The organism is Kitasatospora phosalacinea (genome assembly GCF_000716545.1).
GTDB lineage: Bacteria > Actinomycetota > Actinomycetes > Streptomycetales > Streptomycetaceae > Kitasatospora > Kitasatospora phosalacinea.
Genome location: NZ_JNWZ01000044.1, coordinates 73,068 through 88,406, shown reverse-complemented (window position 1 = coordinate 88,406; position 15,339 = coordinate 73,068). Strand labels below are relative to the sequence as shown.

16 protein-coding genes and 1 tRNA gene are annotated in these 15,339 nt (G+C 75.3%); 12 read left to right on the top strand and 5 right to left on the bottom strand.

The window, feature by feature from the left end; genetic code table 11:
• Window positions 1–158: 158 nt before the first annotated feature.
• Window positions 159–1,400, top strand: a complete 1,242-nt coding sequence (locus OO48_RS21995) for an NADH:flavin oxidoreductase/NADH oxidase family protein (RefSeq protein ID WP_033218908.1) — start codon at window positions 159–161, stop codon at window positions 1,398–1,400.
• Window positions 1,401–1,524: 124 nt separating this feature from the next.
• Window positions 1,525–2,235 (top strand): type 1 glutamine amidotransferase domain-containing protein, encoded by a 711-nt coding sequence (locus tag OO48_RS21990; RefSeq protein WP_033218906.1) that lies wholly within the window; start codon window positions 1,525–1,527, stop codon window positions 2,233–2,235.
• 136 nt (window positions 2,236–2,371) lie between these two features.
• On the opposite strand, the gene OO48_RS21985 is transcribed toward OO48_RS21990, so the two are convergent.
• Window positions 2,372–3,103, bottom strand: a complete 732-nt coding sequence (locus tag OO48_RS21985) for a Clp protease N-terminal domain-containing protein (RefSeq protein WP_033218905.1) — start codon at window positions 3,101–3,103, stop codon at window positions 2,372–2,374.
• Window positions 3,104–3,293: 190 nt separating this feature from the next.
• On the opposite strand from OO48_RS21985, the gene sph reads away from it, so the two are divergent.
• Entirely contained in the window at window positions 3,294–4,274 is a 981-nt protein-coding gene (gene sph / locus OO48_RS21980; protein WP_033218902.1) for a sphingomyelin phosphodiesterase, read from the top strand.
• Between the two features lie 161 nt (window positions 4,275–4,435).
• Here sph and OO48_RS21975 read toward each other — a convergent pair whose 3' ends face one another.
• Both OO48_RS21975 and OO48_RS21970 read right to left on the bottom strand, forming a co-directional pair.
• Entirely contained in the window at window positions 4,436–4,849 is a 414-nt protein-coding gene (locus OO48_RS21975) for a VOC family protein (RefSeq protein WP_033218900.1), read from the bottom strand.
• 10 nt (window positions 4,850–4,859) lie between these two features.
• Entirely contained in the window at window positions 4,860–5,327 is a 468-nt protein-coding gene (locus tag OO48_RS21970; RefSeq protein WP_033218898.1) for a helix-turn-helix domain-containing protein, read from the bottom strand.
• Between the two features lie 179 nt (window positions 5,328–5,506).
• Between OO48_RS21970 and OO48_RS21965 the strand changes: the two genes are divergently transcribed.
• Together OO48_RS21965 and OO48_RS21960 are read left to right on the top strand one after the other, a co-directional pair.
• Window positions 5,507–5,577: transfer RNA gene (locus OO48_RS21965), tRNA-Cys, on the top strand.
• A 66-nt stretch (window positions 5,578–5,643) separates the two neighbouring features.
• Complete coding sequence (locus OO48_RS21960; protein ID WP_033218896.1) at window positions 5,644–7,041, top strand: NADP-dependent succinic semialdehyde dehydrogenase; 1,398 nt, start codon at window positions 5,644–5,646, stop codon at window positions 7,039–7,041.
• Between the two features lie 89 nt (window positions 7,042–7,130).
• On the opposite strand, the gene OO48_RS21955 is transcribed toward OO48_RS21960, so the two are convergent.
• Window positions 7,131–7,388 (bottom strand): hypothetical protein, encoded by a 258-nt coding sequence (locus tag OO48_RS21955; protein WP_033218894.1) that lies wholly within the window; start codon window positions 7,386–7,388, stop codon window positions 7,131–7,133.
• Window positions 7,389–7,491: 103 nt separating this feature from the next.
• Here OO48_RS21955 and OO48_RS21950 point away from each other — a divergent pair, with 103 nt between their 5' ends.
• From OO48_RS21950 to OO48_RS21920, 7 genes are all read left to right on the top strand, one after another.
• Window positions 7,492–8,148 (top strand): hypothetical protein, encoded by a 657-nt coding sequence (locus OO48_RS21950; RefSeq protein ID WP_033218892.1) that lies wholly within the window; start codon window positions 7,492–7,494, stop codon window positions 8,146–8,148.
• A gap of 181 nt (window positions 8,149–8,329) precedes the next feature.
• The gene (locus OO48_RS21945) at window positions 8,330–9,487 is read left to right on the top strand and encodes a hypothetical protein (RefSeq protein ID WP_033218890.1); all 1,158 of its coding nucleotides are present in this window, start codon (window positions 8,330–8,332) and stop codon (window positions 9,485–9,487) included.
• Window positions 9,484–10,299, top strand: a complete 816-nt coding sequence (locus tag OO48_RS21940) for a hypothetical protein (protein ID WP_245194751.1) — start codon at window positions 9,484–9,486, stop codon at window positions 10,297–10,299. The genes OO48_RS21945 and OO48_RS21940 overlap by 4 nt, the downstream gene beginning before the upstream one ends.
• Before the next feature lie 19 nt (window positions 10,300–10,318).
• Window positions 10,319–10,921 (top strand): hypothetical protein, encoded by a 603-nt coding sequence (locus OO48_RS21935; RefSeq protein ID WP_033218888.1) that lies wholly within the window; start codon window positions 10,319–10,321, stop codon window positions 10,919–10,921.
• A complete protein-coding gene (locus OO48_RS21930; protein WP_033218887.1) occupies window positions 10,914–12,707 on the top strand; it encodes an asparagine synthetase B family protein in 1,794 nt (597 codons plus the stop codon). The genes OO48_RS21935 and OO48_RS21930 overlap by 8 nt, the downstream gene beginning before the upstream one ends.
• Window positions 12,708–12,726: 19 nt before the next feature.
• The gene (locus OO48_RS21925) at window positions 12,727–14,049 is read left to right on the top strand and encodes an aldehyde dehydrogenase family protein (RefSeq protein ID WP_033218885.1); all 1,323 of its coding nucleotides are present in this window, start codon (window positions 12,727–12,729) and stop codon (window positions 14,047–14,049) included.
• Between the two features lie 40 nt (window positions 14,050–14,089).
• The gene (locus tag OO48_RS21920) at window positions 14,090–14,728 is read left to right on the top strand and encodes a phosphotransferase (protein WP_033218883.1); all 639 of its coding nucleotides are present in this window, start codon (window positions 14,090–14,092) and stop codon (window positions 14,726–14,728) included.
• Between the two features lie 54 nt (window positions 14,729–14,782).
• Here the strand turns inward: OO48_RS21920 and OO48_RS21915 are convergent, their stop codons facing one another.
• Complete coding sequence (locus OO48_RS21915; RefSeq protein ID WP_033218881.1) at window positions 14,783–15,274, bottom strand: GNAT family N-acetyltransferase; 492 nt, start codon at window positions 15,272–15,274, stop codon at window positions 14,783–14,785.
• Window positions 15,275–15,339 lie beyond the last annotated feature (65 nt).

The window sequence follows — 15,339 nt, the reverse complement described above, 5'->3', positions numbered from 1 at the left end:
GACGGCCGGGGCCGGGCCGCGACGGCGGAGGGCAGTGCGTCGCGCTCGGCGGTGGCGGGCGTCAAGACCCCCGATGTTTGCACCGCTCACAGCGTCCGTCTAAGGTGGGTAATGTGAGTGCTGTAAACATCCTGGTCGAGAACGAGGAGGGTCTCCCGATGCCGGACGACCTGTTCACGCCGCTGCGCCTGGCCTCCGGCGCGGTGCTGCCCAACCGGATCGCCAAGGCCGCGATGGAGGAGAACCTGGCCGGTCCTGGACAACTCCCCGACCGGCGGCTGTTCGACCTCTACCGCACCTGGTCGGCCGGCGGCAGCGGGCTGCTGATCACCGGCAACGTGATGGTGCACGCCGAGGCGCTCACCGGCCCCGGCGGTGTGGTGCTGGACGGCGCGGCGCCGCTGGAGCCGTTCGCCGAGTGGGCCCGGGCCGCCAAGTCCGGCGGCAGCGCGGCGTGGATGCAGATCAACCACCCGGGGCGCCAGGTCCCGTCCGGGCTCCCCGGCGTGGTCTGGGGCCCCACCGACCGCGGTGTCGACCTCGGCCGGCACAGCGGGCGCTTCGGCCGGCCCACCGCCATGACGCCCGGACAGATCGCCGCCACCGTCGAGCGGTTCGCCACCACCGCCCGGCGCGCCGCCGAGGCCGGGTTCGACGGGGTGGAGGTCCACGCCGCGCACGGCTACCTGCTCTCGCAGTTCCTCTCCCCGCTGGTCAACACCCGCACCGACGCCTGGGGCGGCTCCCCCGCCGGGCGCGCCGGACTGCTGCTGGAGGTGGTGCGCGCCGTCCGGGCCGCCGTCCCGGCCGGTTTCGCCGTCGCGGTCAAGCTGAACTCCGCGGACTTCCAGCGCGGCGGCTTCGACACCGACGACGCCCGCGAGGTGATCGCCCGGCTCGCCCCGCTCGGCGTCGACCTGGTCGAACTCTCCGGCGGCAGCTACGAGAGCCCCGCGATGACCGGCCGCCCGGCCGACGCGCGCACCCGCTCCCGGGAGGCGTACTTCCTGGACCTGGCGGCCGACCTGGTGCGCACCAGCCCGCTGCCGCTGATGCTCACCGGCGGCATCACCCGGCGCGCGAGCGCCGAGCAGGTCCTCGCGGACGGCATCGCCGTGGTCGGCCTGGGCACCGCGCTCGCCGTCACGCCCGACCTCCCGCACCGCTGGAGCGCCCGCACCGAGGCGGTGCACGCCCTGCGCCCGGTCACCTGGTCCGACAAGGCACTGGCCTCCGCCGCGAGCATGGCCCTGGTCCGCCACCAGCTGCGCCGCCTCGCCCACGGCCGCTCCCCCGCACCGCGCACCCGCCCCGCCGTGGCCCTGCTGGCCGAGCAGTTGCAGCAGCGCAAGGCGCTGCGCCGCTACCGCGCCTGGCTGTCCGCCCGCCACGACGCCTGAACCGGACGACCCTTCCGAGCCCGCCCCGCCCGCTCCTCCCGGCCCCGGCGTGCCACGGACCGCACCCGCCCGCCCGGCCGTAGCTTCGACCCGGCAGCCCCTTCACCCCCCTTGGAGCACGGACATGGCAGCACCCGGCCGAGCACTCTTCGTCGTCTCCGCCGCCGACCACTGGACGCTGCGGGACGGGACGCGGCACCCGTCCGGCTTCTGGGGCGAGGAACTCGCCGTCCCGCACCGGGAGTTCGTCTCGGCGGGCTGGCGGATCACGCTGGCCACGCCCGGCGGGACGCCGCCGACGCTGGACCGCCGGAGCATGTCCCGCACCGCCGGGCTGCCCGGCACGCTGCGCGAGGTCGCCACGTACCTCGGCTCGATCCGGGAGGAGCTGGCCCGCCCGGCCGCGCTGGAGGGCGTCGACCCGGACGACTTCGACACCGTCTTCTACCCCGGCGGCCACGGCCCGATGGAGGACCTGTCGCACGACCCGGCCTCCGGCGCCCTGCTGACCCGCGCGCTGCGCTCCGGCAAACCGCTCGGGCTGCTGTGCCACGCCCCGGCCGCGCTGCTGGCCGCCCGCGACGAGGACGGCTCCTGGCCCTTCGCCGGCTACCGGATGACCGCGCTCTCCACCACCGAGGAGAAGCTCAGCGGCTTCGGCCGCAAGGCCCCCTGGTACCTGGAGGACCGGCTGCGCGCCGACGGCGCCCGCTACGTCAAGGGCCGCCTCCCGCTGCTGCCGTTCACCACCTCCGACCGCAACCTGCACACCGGCCAGAACCCCGCGTCCTCGGCCCGCCTGGCCGCCCGGCTGCTGGCCGCGCCCTCCCGCTAGGTGCCCGACCGATAGGTGTCCGACCGATAGCTGTCCGACCGATAGCTGTCCGACCGCTAGGCGTCCGGGCAGCCGGGAGCGGCGGGGCCGCTCCCGTCGGCGGCCCCGCCGCTCGCGGGGTACGGGGTGCCGGTCGTCAGGACCCGTTGGGGAGTTGGGCGAGGGTGGCGAGGAACTCGGTCTCGGCGGCGGTCTTGTCGAGGCCGAGGGAGGTGAGGACGCCGGCGCCGGCCTCGTGCTCGAGGAGGGCGAGCAGCAGGTGCTCGGTGCCGACGTAGTTGTGGCCGAGGCGGAGGGCCTCGCGCACGGTGAGTTCGAGCGCCTTCTTGGATCCGGCGTCGTAGGGGACGAGTTCGGGGACCTCCTCGACGGCGGGCGGGAGGGCGGCCAGGGCGGCGTCCCGGACGGTGTCGAGGGGGATGCCGCTGGTGACGATGTATGCGGCGGCGAGGCCCTCGGGTTCGGCCAGCAGGCCGAGCACCAGGTGTTCGGGGCGGACCTCGTCGTTGCGGGCGTCCTTGGCGGCCTGGTGGGCGGCGATCACCACGTTGCGGGCGCGCGGGGTGAAACGGTTGAAGCCCTGGGCGGTGTCGGCTTCGGCGACCTCGCCCGGGTCCTTGGGGACGAAGCGCTTCTGGGCGGCCTGGCGGGTGACGCCCATGCTGCGGCCGATGTCGGTCCAGGACGCGCCGGAGCGGCGGGCCTGGTCGACGAAGTGGCCGATCAGGTGGTCGGCGACGTCGCCGAGGTGGTCGGCGACCAGCACCGCGTTGGAGAGCTGGTCGAGCGCTTCGGGGTACGACTTCTTGATGCCCTCGATCAGGTCGTCGAGCCGGATGGAGGACTTCGGTCCGGAGGTGTCTGCCATGAGGCAACCCTAGGTTGACAGTCGAGGGGTGTCAACCCTTCGTTGACAGTGCCCGGCGAGGCCGGCTCCTACTCGCCGGTAGGGGGTGTTTCGGCCGAGTTCACCCACCGGCCGCCCGCTGTCTTGTCCGCGTCACGCGGGCCCGAGTTGACTGCACAACATCGACCGGCCCTCACTCACCGGAGACCTGATGACCGCGCCCCGCACCGCCCGCACCACCGCCGTACTCGCCGTTGCCGCAACCCTGTTGACGGGCACGCAGGGCGCCGCGCACGCCGAGAGCGGGCCCGTCGCCACCGTCGCCCCGCTGGACGTGCTCAGCTACAACACCTTCCTGATGAGCACCTCGCTGTACCCGAACTGGGGCCAGGCGCAGCGCGCGCAGGCCATCGCGGGCGCGGACTTCTTCGCGGGCCACGACGTGGTGGTGCTGCAGGAGGCGTTCGACAACGCCGCCTCGGACGCGCTGGCGGCGAAGGCCGCGGCCGCCTACCCGTACCGCACCCCGGTGGTGGGCCGTTCGACCTCGGGCTGGGACGCGACGTCCGGCGCCTACAGCGGCGCGACGCCGGAGGACGGCGGGGTGCTGCTGCTGAGCCGGTGGCCGATCCTGCGCAAGGAGCAGTACGTGTTCAAGGACGCGTGCGGCTCGGACCGGTGGTCCAACAAGGGGTTCGTCCACGCGCAGATCAACGTGAACGGGCAGCTCACCCACGTGGTCGGCACGCACCTGCAGTCCACCGACTCCGGCTGCGCGAGCGGGCAGGCCGCGGACGTCCGGGCGAAGCAGCTGCGGGCGGTGCGGGAGTTCCTGGACGCCGAGCGGATCCCGGCGAGCGAGCCGGTGGTGCTGGCCGGTGACCTGAACATCGACTCGCACGGCGGCGAGTACCCGGCGCTGCTGGCCGAGGGCGGCCTGGCCCCGGCGACGGCGCGCACCGGCTGGGCGTACTCCTTCGACACGGCCGACAACTCGATCGCGTCCTACCGGTACCCGGGCGAGCCGAAGGAGGACCTGGACTACGTGCTGTACCGGGCCGACCACGCCCGCCCGCAGCAGTACGCGAACACGGTGCACCGGTTCCACTCCGCGCCGTGGACGGTGAGCAGTTGGGGCACCTCGTACACGTACACCGACCTGTCGGACCACTACCCGCTGCTGGCGGGCTGAGGCGGGGACGGACGCGGACGAGCGCCGCCCGTTCGGGAGTTCCCCGGGCGGGCGGCGCTCGTCGGACTGCACTCGTCGGACTGCGCTCGGCGGGCGAACGGCGCTCGGCGGGCGAACGGCGCTCGGCGGGCGAACGGCGCTCGGCGGGCGAGCGCGCGGGCCTACTGGCGGGGCTGGGCGAAGCGGACCATGTTGCCGGCCGGGTCGCGGAAGGCGCAGTCGCGGACGCCGTAGGGCTGGTCCATCGGCTCCTGGAGGACGTCCGCGCCGGTGGCCCGGATCTTCTCGAAGGTGGCGTCGCAGTCGGGGGTGCGGAAGTTGACGGCGCGCAGCAGGCCCTTGGCCAGCAGTTCGGCGGCGGCCTGGCGGTCGGCGTCGGTGGCGCCCGGGTCGGCGACCGGGGGTTCGAGCACGACCTCGACCTCGGGCTGGGCGGTGGAGCCGAGGGTGACCCAGCGCATCCCCTCGAAGCCGACGTCGTTGCGCACCTCCAGGCCGAGGGCGTCGCGGTAGAAGCCGAGGGCGGCGTCGTGGTCGTCGACGGCGATGAAGCACTGCGAGAGCTTGATGTCCATGCCCCCGACGCTACTGATCCGCTGCGGCTTCCGCTTCTCCGTTCCTGACCGGCTCGGGACCGGGCCGCCGCGGCCGGCCGGTGTCGGTGCCGCGGATCGGGCGGGTGAGGTACATCGCCACGCAGGCGGTGATGTGTTCGGCGGCGCTGTGGTCGCGGGCCCGGTACGCGCTGGGGCTCTCCCCGACGAGTTCGGTGAACCGGGTGCTGAACGACCCCAGCGACGTACAGCCGACGGCCATGCACACCTCGGTGACCGACAGGTCGCCGCGGCGCAGCAGGGTCTTGGCGCGCTCGATCCGGCGGGTCATCAGGTAGCTGTACGGGGTTTCGCCGTACGCGGCGCGGAAACTGCGCTGGAAGTGGCCGACGGACATCAGGGCGACCTTGGCGAGGGCTGCGACGTCCAGCGGTTCGGCGTAGTCGCGGTCCATGGTGTCGCGGGCCCTGCGGAGGCGTTTGAGGTCGTCGATCTGCACGGGCCCAGGGTAGCCGCGGGGTCGGACACCGGGTGGGGGGGAATGTGCGGATGACTCGATGATCTGCCGACCGTTCGTCATATTCCGGAAAGGAAACGGCATCCGGGTGAGTCCGGGGCGGGTCGGATTCCCGTTCCGGCTTTTCCCGCTGCTAGCTTTTGAGTCACGCGAGGGGGCCTGGTGGAGCGGCCGAGCGGCGAGGCAACGGCTTGCAGGGCCGTTCACATGGGTTCGATTCCTGTCTCCACCTCCTCGCTTCCCTCGGTGTCCGCCCCCGCCCGGTTGGCCGGGCGGCAGTCGAGGAAGGAATGGCCCGATGGCCATCGCCACCATCAATCCGGCCGACGGCCGTACCGTCGAGGTCTTCGATCCGCTGGACGAGGCCGCCGTGGAGCGCCGACTGGCCCGGGCGCAGTCCGCGTTCGAGTCCTGGCGGCTCACCACGTTCGCGCAGCGCGCCGAGTTGATGCACCGGGCGGCCGAGCTGCTGGACCAGACCAACGAGCAGGTCGCCCGGACGATGACGCTGGAGATGGGCAAGCCGCTGGCGCAGGCCCGGGCCGAGGCGGCGAAGTGCGCGAAGGCGATGCGCTGGTACGCGGACCGGGCCGAGGCGCTGCTCGCCGACGAGCACCCGGCGCAGGAGGACGTGCGGGACTCGGGCGGGGCGTCGGCGTACGTGCGCTACCGCCCGCTGGGGCCGGTGCTGGCCGTGATGCCGTGGAACTTCCCGTTCTGGCAGGTGGTGCGGTTCGCCGCGCCGGCCCTGATGGCGGGCAACGTGGGCCTGCTGAAGCACGCATCGAACGTGCCGCGCACGGCGCTCGCGCTGGAGGACCTGTTCGCCCGCGCCGGGTTCCCGCAGGGCTGTTTCCAGACCCTGCTGATCTCCTCGTCCGCGGTGGAGGCGGTGATCCGGGACGAGCGGGTGGTGGCGGTGACGCTGACCGGCAGCGAGGGCGCGGGCCGTTCGGTGGCGGCGGTGGCCGGCGACGAGATCAAGAAGACGGTGCTGGAGCTGGGCGGCAGCGACCCGTTCCTGGTGCTGCCCTCGGCGGACGTGGCGGCCGCGGCGGAGCGGGCGGTGACCGCGCGGGTGCAGAACAACGGGCAGTCCTGCATCGCCGCGAAGCGCTTCATCGTGCATACGGACGTGTACGAGGAGTTCCTGTCCGCCTTCACGGAGCGGATGCGGGCACTGACGGTCGGCGACCCGGCGGCGGAGGGCACCGACGTCGGCCCGCTGGCCACCGAGCAGGGCCGCACCGACCTGGAAGTGCTGGTCGGGGACGCGATCGGGCACGGCGCCTCGGTCGCCTGCGGCGGCGCCCGGCCGGACGACCCGGCGCTGGCGGACGGCTGGTACTACCTGCCGACGGTGCTGACCGGGGTGACGCCCCGGATGCGGATCCACCGCGAGGAGGCGTTCGGTCCGGTCGCCACCGTGTACCGGGTCGCCGACCTGGACGAGGCCGTCGCGGTCGCCAACGACTCGCCGTTCGGCCTGAGTTCGAACGTCTGGACCACGGACGACGCGGACCGCGAGCGGTGCGTGCGCGACCTGCGGGCGGGCGGCGTCTTCTTCAACGGGATGACCGCCTCGCACCCGGCCTTCCCGTTCGGCGGGGTCCGGCGCTCCGGCTACGGGCGGGAGCTGTCCGGCCACGGCATCCGCGAGTTCTGCAACGTCACGACGGTGTGGTCCGGGAGCTGACGGCGGGGCCGGAGCGGTCCGGAGAGCCGGGCGGGTCAGGCGGTTCGCACGGGCCGGGCGACCCGGGCGGGTCAGGCGGTCCGGGCAGGTCAGGCGGTCCGGGCCGCGTGCGGGTGGGCGCGTTCGTGGCGGCCGAGGAACTGGACGGCGAACGCGACGATGGTGGCGGCCCAGATCACCGAGAACACGATCAGCAGCCAGAGCTGGTCGATCTGCGGCGCGACCAGGCCGAGGCCGAGCGACAGCCCGAGCAGGAAGACCAGCGAGGTGTTGTGCTTGGCCGCCAGCCAGGCGGTGAATCGGTGGACCGGGCCGGGCCCCGGCCCTCGGGTAGCGGTCGCGGGCATCGCGCTCACCTCCGAAGAGTTCGGCTTCTGTTCGAGTATCCCGCTGGTCAGCGCCCCCGGCAGCCCGGGTAGCATCGCGGCTGGTACCGGCGGAGGGGGACGGATGTCGATGCGCGGGGGGCTGCGGGAGCTGGAACGGCTGGCTTCCGGGCTGCCGGACGGCGCGGAGCTGTACCGGCTGCGCCCGGACGGGCGGGTGCTGCGCGCGGACCGGGCCGGCGCGCGGGAGCTCGGCCCGCACGACCCGGACAGCGGGCTGCTGCGCTTCATCGACGACCGGCAGTGGGCGCACTACTTCATCGGGGACGCCGCGACCTCCCCGGAGCGCCCGTCGAACGCCACCTACAAGCTGGGCCTGGTCGCCCCGCACAGTGCGTTCACCCCGCACGCGCACGGCGGCGAGCACCTGGTGCTGGCGCTCGGCCCGGCCTCCTGCGGCCTGTACGACGCGCGCCGGCGGCGGGTGGTGGAGGTGCGGCTCACGCCGGGCACGCTGATCCGGATCCCCGAGCTGATGCCGCACTCGTTCGGCAACCGGGGCGGCGACCGGCTGGCGATCCTGGCGGCCAACACCGGCTACGGCATCGACCACGAGGACTACGCGATCACCGCGGAGGCCGCCGAGCGGCGCGGCGACCCCGAACTCGCCGCCGCGCTGCGGGAGGTGACGGCGGCACGGCGCGCGGGCGCGCTCTCGCTCCGGGAGCGGCTGGCGCACCGGCTGCGGCTGGCGGCCGCCGCGCTGGAGGACGGCCGGTGAGGGCGGCCGGTGAGGGCGGCGCCGGGCCGAACCCGGCCGCGTCCGGTGCAACGTCCGGGCTGTCGGCGGCGTCTGATGGGGTGTCCGGTGGTGCGTGCGGTGACGGCGCGCCCTGATCCCTGACGACACGCCCCGATTCCCGCCCCGACCGAGGACGCCCGTCGACCTGGGAGGACGCCCGATGATCTGCCCGCACTGCCGCCGCGACCGCCGCCAACGGGAACGCGCCGGCCACACCTGCTCCAACTGCCGGAGGGTGTTCGCGCTCGACCCCAAGATCGATCCGGGGCGCCTGCACGACCTGAAGTTCCGCGAGCTGGTGGAGAAGTCCACCCCCGACGGGCTGCGGATCACCGTCGAGCAGCTGTACTGGATGAACGAGCGCCGCCTGTACCGCTTCCCGACCGGCCTGCAGCGGCGCGGCACCGTGACGGCCGGGACGCTGCTCGCGGTGGTCACGGTCATCACCGCCTCGCTGTCCGTCGGCATCGGCGGCCCGGCCCTCCTGCTGCTCGGCCCGCTCGCGCTGCTCTTCGGCTCGCTGTCCTACCGGCAGTTCCGGGGCACGGGCCGCTACCACCCGCCGCAGCCGTTCCGGCCCCGGATCGCGCTCAACGACTTCGAACAGCGGGTCGTCCCCCGCTGGCGCCAGGTGTACGGGTCGCTGCCGAACGGGCTGGTGGACGGTGCCCCGGCGGCGGCCGTCCCCGTCCGGCCGGAGGATCCCCGGGCCGTGGTGCTGTGCGAACTGCCGGGCGTGGTCGCGTTCCTGCGGGCCAACGGCTTCGCCGAGCGCCACGGGGTGCTGCTGCTGCAGGAGCCCGGACAGGTCCCGGCCGGGCTGCCCGTGGTGCTGGTGCGCGACCTGTCGCTGGCGGCGCTGGCCCGGGCGACGGAGCTGCGCGCGGGGCTCACCGGCCGCCGGGTGGTGGACTGCGGGCTGCTGCCGCGCTCCGTCGAGATGCCCGCGCGGATGGTCCGGCTGCGCAAGGAGGGCTCGCCGTGGCTGCGGCCGCCCGGCGTCCTGGCCGACTCCCGCGCGTGGCGGCGCCTGCCCGAGCAGGAGCGGAACTGGCTGTGCGGCAACTGGTCCTCGCCGCTGATCGCCCTGCCGCCGGTGAAGCTGATGGCCCTGGTGACGAAGGCGGTCGAGCGCGCCGTCGCCGCCCCGGCGGTGCCGCTCGCGAAGGCTCCGGCCGAGCGCGTCGAGAGCGCCGCCGAGACCAGGCGGCGGGCCGAGCGGATCGGCTTCCTCACCTGGCCGCAGCCGCTTCCGGCACCCCGCGCCGGGGCCGACGCCCCGGCGGCCGCCCCGCGCCGGACGGAGGGCGGCCGGTGATCGCGATACCCGACCGGCTGCTCGACCGGGCCCTGCGCCGGGCCGCCGAGCACTGCGGCCGCCCAGGGCGACTCGCCTTCACGGAGCGGCAGTTGTACTACGAGACGGACCGGGTGCTGTTCCCGCTGCACCGGGGGCCGCGCAGGTTGCGGTACACCGCCCGGCCGCTGCTCGCGGAGGCCCGGTTCGCCGCCGCGCTGGCCCGGCACCCGGAGCTGGACGTCCTGCCGGACCGGCCCGCGCCGCCCGCGCACCGGCCGGGGCCGGAGGGCGACCTGTACGACTACGCCTTCCCCCGGCTGCTGGTCTGCCAGGACGCGGGGATCGCCGGGATGCTGCGCGCCAACCGCCTGCACCTGGAGGGGGCCTGCCCGGTCCTCACGCCCGACCGGCTGCCGCTGGACGAGCGGCTGCTGGCGGCGGTGCGGCGGGCCGACGGGGCGGTGGTGCACGTCCTGCACGACGCCTCCCCCGCCGGCCTCGACCTCTTCGTCCGGGTGCGCGCGCACGCCGGGCCCCGGCTGCGGGTGCGCACCGCCGGGCTGCTGCCCCGGCACGCCGCCGCCCTGCACCTGGCCGCGCCGAGCGGCCGGCCCCGGTGCGAGGCCGAGGAGTTGCCCGCCGGGCTGCCCGCCGCCGAACGGGCCTGGCTGGCGGGCGGGCGGGTCGCCGAGCTGGCCGCCGTCCGCCCGGCCCGGCTGCTGCGGGCCGTCCTGCGGACCGTCCGGGGCGGCGGTTTCGCCCCGCCCGCCCGACCGGCCGCGCCCACCCGGGCCCGTGACACCGGCTTCCTGACCTGGCCGACGCCCTGACCCCCCGAGGACGAGGACGATGACCCAGCCACCCGAAATCACTTACAGCGACGAGCTGTTGGCCGACGGCACGGTGCACCGCAGGTACTCCGACGGCCGCAGCGAATGGCGCGCCCGGGGCGGTGACGGCCGGATCCACTGGCGGGACGACCGGGGCGACTCGGGCACCGACGAGCGCCTGGGCCGCGACCTGGTCAAGCGCGTCCACGCGGACGGCCGGGTCGGCTACGGGCGCGACATCGGCTACGGGCGCACGGTGTGGGGCCGGGGCCGGTACGTGCTGGTCAACCGCAGCTCCTTCCCCGGCCGGGTCGGCGTGGTGCTCGGCGCGCTCGGCCTGGGCGCGGGCATAGCGGCCGCGCACTGCGCGCCCGAGCTGCTCTCCGACGACGAGGAGGAGGAACTGCGCCGCCAGGAGGCCGAGCGGGCCCGTTCCGGGGGCGACGGCGGGGGCGGCGACGGCGGGGGTGACGGCGGTTCCGACGGGGGCTTCGACGACGGGACGGACGGGCACCGGGACGGCGACGGGTTCGACTCGGACGGGTTCGGCAGCGCCGGGGACGGCGGCGACGGCGGCGACCCGTCGGCCGACGACGGCTGGGACGGGGACGACTTTGGCTGAGCCGCTCCGGGGCGCGACCGTCCGCCCCGCACCGCAGCACCGCCCGGCCCGCTACGCGGTCAGCTCGCTGCCCGCCCCGGCCCGCGGCCCCGAACCGGGGCTGGTGGCCGGCCCGTTCGAGGCGGCGGGGCGACGGCTGTCGGCCGCGCTGCTGACGGGCGTGCCCGGCTTCGCGGACGGCCCGTTCACGGTGGACGGGCGCACCGCGGTCGGCGAGGTGACGCTGCACAACCGGGACGAGCTGCTGGCCGTGCTGGCCACCGCCGGGCGCCCGGCCGAACCCGACTGCCCGGACGGGGAGTTGCTGCTGCACTGCTGGCTGGCGCTGGGCGCGGACGGGCTGCGGGCCGCGGACGGCATGTTCACCCTGGCGGTGCTGGACGGCCCCGACCTGGTGCTGGTGCGCGACCACGCGGGTGCCCGCACCGCGTTCCACTGCCGGACGGCGGACGGCGGCTGGGCGGCGTCCAGCTCGCTGCGGGCGCTGCGGACCCGCCCCGACGTGGACACCGGGTTGGACCTGGCGGCGGTCCGCTCCTTCCTGACCTTCGCCTACCTGCCGGGCGAGGAGACGCTGCTGCGCGGCGTCCGCGAACTGCTGCCCGGCCGGGTGACCAGGCTGCGGCCGGACGGGCGGGTGGACGTCGAGGTGTTCTGGGAGCCGCGAGCCGGGGCGGACTTCCCCGAGCTGACAGAGCGTCACTATGCGGGCGTACTGCGGGAGTTGCTGGAGCAGGCGGTGGCGCGGCGGTTGCCCGGCGGCGGGCAGGAGGTGGCGGTGCTGCTGTCCGGCGGGGTGGACAGCTCGCTGGTGACGGCGCTGGCGGCGCGGCTGCACGGGCCGACGGTGCGCACGTACTCGATCAGCTTCGGCTCCGAACTGCCCAACGAGCTGGGCTACTCGGGGCTGGTGGCCGCGCACTGCGGGACGGCGCACCGGGTGCTGACGGTGCCCGGGGAGCAGGTCGCGGCGCGGCTGGCGGACACCGTGGCGCTGCTGGACGGCCCGGTCGGGGATCCGCTGACGGTGCCGAACCTGATGCTGGCGGAGGCGGTGGCGGGCGACGGGATCGCGGTGTCGCTGAACGGCGAGGGCGGCGACCCGGTGTTCGGCGGGCCGAAGAACCTGGCGATGCTGGTGTTCGAGCTGATGCGGGAGGACGGTTCGGCGCGGGCCCGGGCCGACGCCTACCTGCACACGTACCGCAAGTGCTGGGAGGACCTGCCGGTGCTGCTCACCGGCGAGGCGCTGGCCGCGCTGGAGCCGGCCCCGCACCCGCGCCGGCACGTCGAACCGTACCTGGACGACCGCCGGATGCCTTCGCTGCTCGACCAGTTGCTGCACTGCAACCTGCGGACCAAGGGCGCGCACCACATCCTCACCAAGGTGGAGCGGCTGACCGCCTCGCAGGGCGTGCAGGGGCGTTCGCCGCTGTTCGACCGGCGGGTGGTGGACCACGCGTTCACGACCCCGCCGGCGCTCAAGCTCCGTGGCACGGAGGAGAAGTGGATCCTCAAGGAGGCGGTGCGCGACCTGCTGCCGGACACCGTCACCTACCGGCCCAAGAGCGGCATGCGGGTGCCCGTGCAGCAGTGGCTGCGCGGCCCGCTCAGCGAGTTGGCGGCGGACCTGCTGCTCGGTCCGACCGCCCGGGCCAGGGGCCTGTTCCGGGCCGACACGGTGGAGACCTGGATGCGCGGCGGCGGGCTGCTGCTGCCCCGGCAGGGCGGCAAGCTGTGGCTGCTGCTCACCCTCGAACTGTGGCTGCGCGCCTACGACCTGTGAGAGCGACGGAGAGAAGCCGATGGAACTGATCGATCCCCGCACCGGAGACGTCCGCGGCGTGCGGCCCCCGGGCCGGGAGGCCGAGGTGGCGGCGGCGGTGGCCGGTGCCCGCGCCGCCCGGGCCGGGTGGGCGGCGCTGCCGCCGCGCGAGCGGCAGCGGCGGCTGGGCGTGCTGGCCGAGCTGATCGAGCGGCACGCCGAGCGGTACGCGGCGGCCGAGTGCGCGGGCACCGGGAAGCCGGTGGCGGAGGCGGCGGGCGAGGTCGCCGAGGTGGCCGACCTGTTCCGGTTCTACGGGGGTGCGGTGCGGGCCGCGACCGCGCCGGCCGCCGGTGACTACCTTCCCGGGCACCAGAGTTGGGTGCGCTGGGAGCCGGTCGGGGTGGTGGCGGCCGTGGTGCCGTGGAACTACCCGCTGCTGATGGCGGGTTGGCGCTGCGCGCCCGCGCTGGCGGCGGGCAACCCGGTGGTCCTCAAGCCCGCCGAGACCACCCCCGACAGTGCCCTGCTGCTCGCCGAGCACGCCGAACAGGCCCTCGGTCCGGGCGTGTTGACCGCCCTGCCGGGCGACCGGGAGACCGGTCGGCTGCTGGTCGGCGCGGGCTGCGACCTGGTCGCCTTCACCGGCAGCCCGGCGGGCGGCGCGGACGTGGCGGCCCGGGCCGGGCTCACCCCCGTCAGTCTCGAACTCGGCGGCAACAGCCCGGTGCTGGTGCTGCCGGACGCCCCCGCCGACACCTGGCGGCAGCTCGCCGCCGCGTGCACGTACAACGCCGGACAGAGCTGCGCGGCGCCCGCCCGGGTGATCGTGCTGGAGCCGGCGTACGAGGAGGCGGTGGCCGCGCTGGCCGCGGCGATGGCCGAGCGGTGGGCCGGGCGGGACTTCGGGCCGCTCAACAACGCCGACCAGGCGGCCCGTTACGACCGGATCCTGGCCTCCTCCGGCGCGAAGGCCGTGCACACCGCGCCCGGCCGCACCGACGGGCTGTGGCGGCCGGCCACCGTGCTGGCCGAACTGCCGGACGACGACCCGGCCGTGGTGCAGGAGGTGTTCGGCCCGCTGCTGACCGTCCAGCGCGCCGCGAGCCTCGACGCGGCGGTGGCCCTGGCCGAGGCCGTCCCGCAGGCCCTGGCCGCCTCGGTCTGGACCTGCGACCTGTCCACCGGCCTGGCCCTCACCGACCGGATCTCGGCCGGCGAGGTCTGGCTGAACTGCCACCTCGCCCAGTCCGCCGAGCTCCCGCACAGCGGCCGCCGCTCCTCCGGCGCGGGCACCGACCTGTCGGTGCTGGCGCTGCGCGAGTACCAGCGGGCGAAGACGGTGACGGCCCGGCTGGTCTGAGCCGCCCCCGGAAGGAGCGCCGGAGGGGGATGATCGGAGGATGGACGACGAGGAGCGGCTGACCGGCGGGCTGGCGAACGCGGGCGCGGTGGTGCGGCGCGGCGCGGTGGTGGAGCGGCCGGCGCCGCCGCACGCCGCCGCACTGCACGGGTTCCTGGCGGGGCTGCGGGCGGGCGGGTTCGCGGGGGCGCCGGTGGCCGTGGGGGCGGACTGGCCGACGGAGTTCGCCGATCCGGAGGGCGGGCCGCTGCTGTGCCACAACGACGTGTGCGCGGAGAACGTGGTGTTCCGGGCGGGCGGGGCGGCCGCGCTGATCGACTTCGACTTCGCCGCGCCGGGCCGCCCGGTGTGGGACGTCGCGCTGGCGGCCCGCTACTGGGTGCCGGTGCTCGACCCGGCGACGGCCGCCGAGACCGGCCGGGCGCACCTCGAAGTGCCGCGCCGGCTGGCCCTGTTCGCCGACGCGTACGGCCTCTCCCCCGCCGACCGCCTGGCCCTGCCGTCCGTCCTGGAGCAGGCCACCGCGGTCTGCCTGGGCTTCGTCGCCCGCAAGGTGGCCGCCGGGGACGCCGTGTTCGTCCGCCACTTCGACGGGTACGGCGGCTGGGACCGGTGGGACCGGCTGCGGTCCTGGCTGTCCGGGCAACGGCCGCTGCTGGAAAGGAAGTTGAAGGGCTGACGGTGGCGGGCCGCAGAAGGTGGCGGTTCGAAGGCGTTCCGGGGTGGGCGCCCCTCACGCCAAGGTCTTGCGCATCAGCGTGCAGACCGTCTCGTAGCGCCGGAGCGTGCCGTCCGCGTCCTCCACGTCCCAGCCGTCGGGGGCGCGGCCGTAGGGGCGGTAGCCGAGGCGTTCGTAGAGGGCGCGGGCGCGCGGGTTGGACTCCTCGACGCCGAGTTCGGCGACGGCCAGGCCGCGGGCGGTGATGCGCTGTTCGGCGGCGCGGATCAGTACCGTGCCGATGCCGCAGGACTGCAGGGCCGGGTGGACGCCGAGCTGCCAGAGCGTGCCGGCGCCGGGGGCGGTGGTGTAGTCGACGCCGCCGACGGCGACCGGGTGGTCGGCCGGGGTGCAGACCGCGAGGTAGTCGACCTCGCCGGCCTCGGCGCGGCGGATCTGGTGGACGAGTTGGCGCACGTGCCCGGGCGAGCCGGCCCAGCCGCAGGACGGCAGGTCGGCCTCGGTGAGGTCGCGCACCGCCAGGCGCAGCCTGATCTCCGTCGTCATCGTGTTCCCTCCGTCTCGGACCGGCCCCCATTGCAGCAGGCCGGCACCCGTGCCGTCGAAGGGGT